Source organism: Actinomadura montaniterrae, assembly GCF_008923365.1.
In the GTDB taxonomy this organism is placed as follows: Bacteria; Actinomycetota; Actinomycetes; order Streptosporangiales; family Streptosporangiaceae; genus Spirillospora; species Spirillospora montaniterrae.
In genome coordinates, this window is the sequence record NZ_WBMR01000343.1 from 1 (window position 1) to 7,456 (window position 7,456).

8 protein-coding genes are annotated in these 7,456 nt (G+C 73.4%); 3 read left to right on the forward strand and 5 right to left on the reverse strand.

All coding sequences use genetic code 11. From position 1 onward, the window contains the following. The 4 genes from F9B16_RS47765 to F9B16_RS47780 form a co-directional block, all read right to left on the reverse strand. The coding region (locus tag F9B16_RS47765) for a sigma-70 family RNA polymerase sigma factor (protein WP_151546904.1) at nucleotides 1–946 on the reverse strand (946 nt) is incomplete at its 3' end. A gap of 279 nt (nucleotides 947–1,225) precedes the next feature. Beyond that, complete coding sequence (locus tag F9B16_RS47770; RefSeq protein ID WP_151546905.1) at nucleotides 1,226–2,854, reverse strand: alkaline phosphatase D family protein; 1,629 nt, start codon at nucleotides 2,852–2,854, stop codon at nucleotides 1,226–1,228. A gap of 49 nt (nucleotides 2,855–2,903) precedes the next feature. After that, nucleotides 2,904–3,896, reverse strand: coding sequence for an SDR family oxidoreductase (locus tag F9B16_RS47775; RefSeq protein WP_151546906.1), 993 nt, complete (start codon nucleotides 3,894–3,896; stop codon nucleotides 2,904–2,906). A gap of 99 nt (nucleotides 3,897–3,995) precedes the next feature. Further along, nucleotides 3,996–4,571: a TetR/AcrR family transcriptional regulator gene (locus F9B16_RS47780; RefSeq protein ID WP_225992614.1), complete on the reverse strand. Its 576-nt coding sequence runs from the start codon at nucleotides 4,569–4,571 to the stop codon at nucleotides 3,996–3,998. A gap of 102 nt (nucleotides 4,572–4,673) precedes the next feature. Here F9B16_RS47780 and F9B16_RS47785 point away from each other — a divergent pair, with 102 nt between their 5' ends. Then, nucleotides 4,674–5,459 carry an SDR family NAD(P)-dependent oxidoreductase gene (locus F9B16_RS47785; protein WP_151546908.1) on the forward strand — a complete coding sequence of 262 codons (786 nt, stop codon included), beginning with the start codon at nucleotides 4,674–4,676 and terminating at the stop codon, nucleotides 5,457–5,459. A gap of 19 nt (nucleotides 5,460–5,478) precedes the next feature. Then, nucleotides 5,479–6,171, forward strand: coding sequence for an SMI1/KNR4 family protein (locus tag F9B16_RS47790; protein ID WP_151546909.1), 693 nt, complete (start codon nucleotides 5,479–5,481; stop codon nucleotides 6,169–6,171). Nucleotides 6,172–6,178: 7 nt separating this feature from the next. On the opposite strand, the gene F9B16_RS51900 is transcribed toward F9B16_RS47790, so the two are convergent. Continuing rightward, entirely contained in the window at nucleotides 6,179–6,358 is a 180-nt protein-coding gene (locus F9B16_RS51900; RefSeq protein WP_192809359.1) for a MerR family transcriptional regulator, read from the reverse strand. Between the two features lie 336 nt (nucleotides 6,359–6,694). Between F9B16_RS51900 and F9B16_RS47800 the strand changes: the two genes are divergently transcribed. Then, nucleotides 6,695–7,357, forward strand: a complete 663-nt coding sequence (locus tag F9B16_RS47800) for a DUF4097 family beta strand repeat-containing protein (RefSeq protein WP_151546910.1) — start codon at nucleotides 6,695–6,697, stop codon at nucleotides 7,355–7,357. Nucleotides 7,358–7,456: the final 99 nt, after the last annotated feature.

The following is a 7,456-nucleotide window of genomic DNA, read 5'->3' on the forward strand; positions in this document are numbered from 1 at the left end:
GGTCGTGCGCGGGCCGGATCGGCTGCCTGTCGGACACGAGCATCATCGCGGCGGCCACCGCGGCCACCGCGGCCGCCACCGCCACCGCGCCGCCGCCCGCGAGCGCCTGCTGCTGCCGTTTCGGCAGGTGCCGCAGCCAGGTGAACAGGCCGCCCTTGGACGCCAGCGCCACGCCGGACGCGGTGCCGAGCACCAGCGGCCCGAGCCCCTCGCGCAGCGCCGTGTTGATGTCGGCGAGCTCGGCGTGCAGCGCCTTGCAGTCGGCGCAGCCGTCGAGGTGCCGCTGGATCCGGCGGCTCTCGCGCGCGGCGAGCGCGCCCCGCACGAACGAGCCGAGCCGCTCCAGCGTCGGCCGGCACTCGCGGCGCGTGTCGCCGAGGCCCGCGACGTGCATCTGGAGGTAGGCCTGCCGGAGCCCCTCGCGGGCCCGGTACGCGAGCGCGGCCGCGCCGTTGGCGGTGAGGCCCAGCAGCGGCGCGACGTCGGCCGGCTTGGCGCCCTCGACCTCGGTGTGCCAGAGCACCTCCTGCCAGCGGTCGGGCAGCGACCGGTACGCCTGGACGATCATCGAGCGCTCCAGCTCGGCGAGGGCCGGGTCCTCGAAGGGGACGCCCTCGTCGAACTCCTCGATCCTGTCGGTGCGGTGGACGCGGCGGTCGGCGCGCCGCCGGTCGTACACCGCGCGGCGCACGGCGGTGAGCAGGTAGGGGCGGAACCCGGTGTCGGGCCCGGCGCCGCGCCGCAGCACGCCGAGGACCTTGGCGAACGCGTCCTGCACGGCGTCCTCGGCGGCGGCCGCGTCGGACCCGCCGGTCAGGTGCCGGGCGAGGCCGCGGGCCGCGGCGACGTGCCGCTCGTACAGCGTCGCGTACGCCGAGACGTCACCGTCGCGGACCCGCGAGATGAGCGCCGCGTCCCCGGTCCCGGTCGTGGCGGGCTCCTCCACGTGGCCTCCTCACGGACGCGCCGTCCTTGGCGGGCTCTTCGCCACCCCGATGCTAGCTCGTTGTGACGCCTTGACCACACATTGTCGCGCACGCGGGCAGTCGGCATGTTCGATTTCGCGGATCCGCGTCATGGCGGGGGCGGTCGCGCGTTGGAGGGGCGTGGGCGGTTCCCCAGTCCGCCCACCCGGGGTGCGCCCGTTCCGGCGAGGGGGCTGAACGGGCGCGCCCCGCTCCGTTCGTCGCCGCAGGCCGGAGCGGGGGCAGTGGCTCGGCGGGGGTCAGCGGGTGATGGCGGCGCGGCCCAGTTCGGTGAGGGCGGTCTCGGTGCGGGGCGTCTCCCATTGGACGGTGCATCGCCTGCCGGCCAGTTCCACCGTGGCGATGGCGTTGTCGAACCAGGGCCCGTCGGTCATCCGCCACCGCAGCGGCGGCGCGGGCACCTTCGCCAGCTTGGCGAGCGCCCGGAACGCCCCGCTCACGCCGCGCATGGACGCGATGCGGTTGGCGCGGCGGATGGTGCCGTTCAGCGGGTTGCGCAGCGGCGAGCAGATGATCTGCGTGATGGCCGACGCCGTGTCCGGGGCGGTCACCCGGGACAGGCACGAGTAGTGGATGTCACCGGAGAGAAAGGAGATGCTGGCCGGGGCGGGACCCCGCTCCCCCTTGCCGACCGCGATCACGTCCTCGGCCACCTCGCGGAAGGAGCGCTCGAACGCCGCCCAGTGCTCCAGGTCGGCGGCCTGCCGGACCTTCTCGCCGGCGGCGGCGGCCCGCCTCCCCCACGCGCCGCCCGCGACGGCCTCGTTCCACGACTCGGCGTGGTGGATGGTGCGGGGCAGCAGGTAGGGCAGCGAGCTGGCGATGAGCAGGTGGTCCATGCCGCCCTGGCACTGCCCGTCGAGCCAGCGGAACTCGTCGTCGTCGAGCATCCCGCGGCGGTCGGCGGTCAGCAGCCGGGAGCAGCGGCTGTCGACGACGACGAGCCGGGTGCCGCCCCAGTCGTGCGCGTAGCTCCACCGCATGGTGTCGGGCTGCTTGTCGGCGCGCTCGGCGAACTCGTCGAGGATCTTGCCCGCGTCGCCGCCGTTCTCGGACGCGGCGCGCACCGCGGCGAGCAGCGGGTCGGAGGCCCGGTCCTGCGGCGACATGTTCCCGAGGTGCTGATAGATCCAGTAGGAGCCGATCCCGCCGGTGATCCGGGCCCGCCACCACGGCTGCGCCCACATCTCCTGCCGCCACGCGTAGGAGGTGTTCCAGTCGTCCCGGATGTCGTGGTCGTCGAAGATGGTGAAGGTCGGGACGGTCGACAGCAGCCACCGGACGGCCGGGTCGTCGCGCCAGGCCAGCTTGTACAGGTGGGTGTAGTCCTCGAAGTCGGCGGCCTCGTCGACGGGCGGCTCGTCCGCGGCGCGCCGGCCGCGGATGAACTCCTTCATCTCGTCGCTCAGCTCGTCGGCGTAGACCTGGTCGCCGACCATCAGCAGGACGTCGGGCCAGGCGGCGTCGTCGCCGCCGGCCATGAGCCGGTGCGCGAACGCGGCGAGCGCGTCGTGCCCGAACCGCTCGGGGGTGCCGGGGGAGCGGCGGCACGACCCGAACGAGATGCGCAGCGTCCCGTCCGGGTCGAGGGTCCGGATCATGCTGGGCGGGTCGTCGGAGCCGGGCTCGGGCCAGACCGTCTCGCCGTCGACGGCCACCTCGTAGGGGACGCGGGCGCCGGGTTCGAGGCCGTCGACCTCCACGACCGCGTAGTGGTGGCCGTGCGCGGTGAACGTGCGGGCGCCCGCGTCCACCCCGTGCTCGCGGGCGACCACGCGGACCTCGCAGGGGCGGTCGGTCTCCACCCAGATCGTCGCGGTGCGGGCGCTCACGTGGCGGAGGTGGGGGCCGAGTGCCAAAGCGGTCATAGAAGGTCTCTCTAGCGGAACCCGGCACTTCGCGTCCACCCCGTCGCGGTCAGTGCCCGCTGTCGCCGAGGAACGCGGCTTCGGTCTCGGGGGCGAGCCCAGCGACCGGACGGTCCGGACGTTGCGGTGCCTGCCCGCCTACGGATCGCAGCCAGGTCCAGGTGTCTTCCACCGTCTCCTCTATGGGACGGCATCGCAGACCGGTAGCGAGCGCCTTGGTGACGTCGCCCTGGTGCATGGTGTCGTGATCCTCGCCGGGCGGCAGCCAGATGGGGAGCTGCGTCCACGGTTCGATACCGGCCTTGAGGATCTCCTCTGGGGACGCCCATACGAACTCGGCGTCGGACCCGGTCGTGGAGGCGCATGCGGCCAGGAGCCCGCCCATCGTGGTGTGGCCTGGCGGGCTCACCAGGTTGTACGGGCCGCCTAGCCGCTGTTCGACGGCGTCGAGCGTCCAGGCGGCCAGGTCGCGGACGTCGATGTACTGGAGCGGCAGGTCGCGCGGGCCCGGCGCCAGGACCCGTCCCGCGCGCGCGACGCGGGTGAGCCACCAGGGCAGGCGTCCGATGTTCTCGTAGGGCCCGAGTATCAGGCCCGCGCGTACGAGCAGAGCGCTGTCGCCGAACGCGTCGATCGCCGCCAGTTCACCGCCGCGCTTGGACTCCGCATAGGGGACCTGACCGTCGTCCTTGGAGCCCTCTACGACGTCGGCGGTCTCGTCCAGTCCGGCACCCGTCGGGTACGCGTAGACGGACCGGCTGGAGATGTAGACGTACCGCCCGACCCGTCCCTTCAGGAACCGGGCCGCGTCGCGGACGACGGAGGGCGCCGCCGACCAGGTGTCGACGACCGCGTCCCACTCCCCGTCGGCGAGCGGTGCGAGGCCGTCCTGCGCGGTCCGGTCGCCGTGCAGGGCCGTCACGCCGTCCGGCGGTTCGTGGCGGCCCCGGTGGAAGACGGTCACGTCCCAGCCGCGCGCGAGCGCCGCGTCGGTGATGGCGCGCCCGACGAACTCGGTACCGCCCAGCATCAGAAGTCTCATGGCGCGAACTGTACGGTCCGTACTTTACGTACGGAAGCGTTGCACGCTGTCGGCGGAATCCCGCGCCCGCGCGTGGTCACATGCCGCGCCCGCGCGTGGTCACATGCCGCGCTCGGGGTGCGCGGCGAAGCCGCGCAGCAGCGTGTCCACGACCTGCGTCGCCAGGGCGGCCGGGTCCTTGGCGTCGTTCCCCGTGCTGACCTCGTGGATCAGCGCGTAGTAGACGCGCCGCGCCCACGCCAGGTCGGCGTCCGCGCGCAGCGCGCCCGCCTCCTGGGCCCGCCGGAAGAGCCGGTCGCACTTGGCCAGGACGTCGGCGTGCACCCGCGCGACCTCGGGATCCGGCGAGGCCGAGGCCCGGGTCATCCCGAACCCCCAGCCGATCTTGACCTCCAGGACGTTCGCGGTGACCTGGTACAGCGCCACCAGCGGCGGCGCGCCCTCCAGCGGCGCCGCGTCCACGGCCTCCGCGAACCGCCGGGTGGCCCAGGCGGCGAGCGCGTCGACCAGCGCGTCCCGCGTCGCGAACCGCCGGTGCACGGTCGTGCGGGCGACCCCGGCCGCCTCGGCGATCTGCTCCATCGTGGCCGCCGGATCGGCGGACAGGACCCCCTCGGCCGCTTCCAGGATCGTCCGGACGGTCCGCTCCGCGTCCGCGCGCAACGCTCTGCTCACCCCGAAACAGTACATCAACGTTCCGAGTAGCGAGCTACTTGCAACATCTTTGTTGCATCTATTAGCTTGAGTGCGTCATCAGCGATGCATGAAGGAGTTCTCGTGGACCTGCGACTGACCGGCAAGACCGCCGTGGTGACCGGGGCGAGCAAGGGCATCGGCCTCGCCGCCGTCGAGGCGCTGACCGCCGAGGGCATGCGCGTCGTCGCGGCCTCCCGCACCGTCACGCCGGCCCTGAAGGAGACCGGCGCGGTCACCGTCGCCGCGGACCTGTCCGACCCGGACGCCCCGGCCCGCCTGATCCGGACGGCGCTGGACGAGTTCGGCGGCGTCGACGTCCTCGTCAACAACGTCGGCGGCGGGGACGGCGGCGGCGCGGCCGGCGGCTTCCTGACCTTCGACGACGCCGCCTGGCAGGGCATGTACGAGCTGAACCTCTTCGCCGCCGTCCGCACCGCCCGCGCCGCGATGCCGAGCCTGCTGGAGCGCTCGGGCGCGATCATCAACGTGTCCTCGAACGGCGCCCGGACCCCGCACGCCGGGCCCGTCCCGTACACGACCGCGAAGGCGGCGCTGACCGCGTTCGGCAAGGCCCTCGCCGCCGAGTTCGGGCCGCGCGGCGTCCGCGTCAACACGGTGTCGCCCGGCGCCACCCGCACCACCATGTGGGAGTCGCCCGACGGCTACGGCGCCGAGCTGGCCGCGGCCCTCGGCGTGGACCAGGAGCGGCTCATCGGCATGCTCCCGGACCGGATCGGCATGGTGACCGGGCGGCTCGTCGAGCCCGCCGAGGTCGCCGCGCTCATCGCCTACCTCGCCTCCCCGCTCGCCGCGAGCACCACCGGCGCCGATCACCTCATCGACGGAGGCGCGGTCAAAACCGCCTGAAGAGGGATAACGTCGAAGTGTGGGCTTCGACATCGTCCGCGACCTGCCGCCGGCACTCCACGACCGGGCCGCCGCCTGGACCTTCATCAGGGAGTTCGCCGGAAGCTGGGGCCTGCCGCTCGCCGTCGAGGACGGCACGCCGGAGGCGGAGCTGGCGGAGGCCGAGGAACGGCTCGGCCTCCGGCTGCCCGCCGCCGTCCGCGAGGCGTACGCGCTGTTCGGACGCCGCCCCGACCTGCACAGCAACCTCGACTCCCTGCTGAGCCCCGGCGAGCTGGCCGTCGAGCACGGCGCCCTGGTGTTCCGGGAGGAGAACCAGGGCGCGGCGCGCTGGGGCGTCCTGCTGGACGACCTCGGCGGCGACGACCCGCCCGTCCACGTCCGCGCGGACCTCGCCGACAAGTACGCCGAGCTGTGGGAGCCGTGGACCGACCGGTTCTCCCTGGCCGTCCTGGAGATCGTTCTGTCGGAGTCGACGCAGGGCCCCGAGGAACTGTGCGACTCGCGGGACCTCGGCGCGGGCGAGGACGACGAGCTGGCCCGCCGCTTCGCGCTCGTCCCGTTCCCGGCGGAGGGCGGACAGAACTTCTACACCGCGCCGGGCGTGCTGCTGTCCGACGGCGGGGGCGCGTGGCTCTCCGTCCGCGCCCGCGACCCCGAGACCCTCGCGCGGTTCCGCGCGCTGCTCCCGGGCGACTGGGTCAACGCCTGACCACCGGCTAGCCCGCCCAGAGCGGGTCGTCGCCGTCCGCCGCGAGGTGCTCCTCGTACATGGCGACCTTCCGGGACACGAGGTCCAGGCACCCTTGCAGCTCCTCGATCTGCGCGGCGACGCGTTCCCGATCGCCATCGTCGGACGGTTCGGCCGGCTGGACGCCGCCGTCGCCGGGTTCGTCCACACCCCCGGCAACCTCTACGGCGCCACGAAACGGGCCCTGACCGGCCTCGCCGAGAACGCCCGCCGCGCCGTCACCGGCGACGGCGCCGGGGTCACGCTGATCGCGCCGGCCGCGTCGAGACTCCGCAGAGCGTTCACTCGCAAGCCATTGCAACAAAGCACGGTGCGACGTTGCGTTGAATTCTGAACGGTTGCAACCATAATCTGACGTCTATCAGCGCAAACACTGATTCTGTGCAACAAGCTTCTTGCTCAACTCTGAAAGGCAACGTAGCGTTTGCGTTGTCAGAAACGAGCGGGCCGCAGGGGTCCGCGCCCTTCAGCAAGGAGCAGCACGATGAACACCTTCGCCACTCCCGCCCCGATCACCGCCGCGTTCGACGTCCCGGCCGGCCGGGTGCAGGTGATCGCCGCCGACCGCGCCGACACCGTCGTGGACGTCCGGCCCGCGAACCCGGCCAAGGGCCGCGACGTCAAGGCCGCCGAGCAGGCCACCGTCGAGTTCGCCGACGGGACGCTGCAGGTGCGCGCCGCGACCGGCAACCGCTACCTCGGCTCCACCGGCGCGATCGAGGTGACGGTGCAGCTGCCCGCCGGCTCGCGCGTCGAGGGCACCGCCGCCGCCACCGAGTTCCGCGGCGTGGGACGGCTCGGTGAGGTCGCCTTCGAGGGCGCCTACCGCCACATCAAGATCGATGAGGCCGCCGAGGTCCGCCTCACCGCGACCGACGGCGACGTCGAGGTCGGCCACCTCAACGGCCCCGCCGACATCAGCACCCAGCGCGGCGACATCCGCATCACCCAGGCCGCCGGCGGCCGGGTGGAACTGCGCACCCGCTCCGGGGACGTGTCGGTCGGCGCCGCCCCCGGCGTCTCGGCCGCGCTGGACGCCCGCACCTCCTACGGCCGCGTCACCAACAGCCTGAAGAACGACGGCACCACCGGCCTGACCATCGACGCCACCACCGACCACGGCGACATCACCGCCCGCAGCCTGTGACCAGCGGGCCCGCCCGGCGGGCCCGCTCAACCCCTCTTCAAGGAGTCCCCCGATGACGAACTTGGCGATCCAGGCGGAAGGGCTGCGCAAGTCCTACCG